Genomic DNA, 533 nt, shown 5'->3' with positions numbered 1-533 from the left:
CGACCACGATCAAGCGGGCCTTGTTGTGGTGCTTGGCCTCGATCACCCACTTGAAACCGCAGGGGTGGGCCTCGGCGGCATTGCCGCCCATGATCAGGACGAGATCGGCGTTCTTGATGTCCACCCAATGGTTGGTCATCGCACCGCGGCCGAACGTCGGGGCCAGACTGGCCACCGTCGGTCCGTGTCAAACGCGGGCCTGGTTGTCGAACGCGAGCATCCCCGTCGAGCGCATCGCCTTGTGGGTGATGTAGCCCGACTCGTTCGAGGACGCGGAGGCGCAGATCATGCCGGTCGAGAGCCAGCGGTTCACCGTCCTGCCATCGGCATTCGCGGCGATGAAGTTGGCGTCGCGGTCCGCCTTGAGCAGCTTGACGAAGCGGTCCATCGCCTCGTCCCAGCTGACGCGCTTCCACTCCTTGGACCCGGCCTCGCGGATCTCCGGGTACTTCAGCCGGTTGGGGCTGTGCACGAAGTCCAGCAGGGCCCGCGCCCTTGGGGCACAGGGTGCCGCGATTGACGGGGTGGTCCGG

Annotated in this window: 1 pseudogene; it reads right to left on the bottom strand. The window is 66.4% G+C overall.

Features of this window, described 5'->3' with window-relative positions:
* Window positions 1-533 (bottom strand): annotated as a pseudogene (locus FUT87_RS28095) (molybdopterin-dependent oxidoreductase); the annotation flags it as partial.

It is taken from the genome of Mitsuaria sp. TWR114, assembly GCF_007997345.1.
Note: the sequence above shows the minus strand (reverse complement) of the source record. Positions and strands in the feature narration are given on the sequence as shown.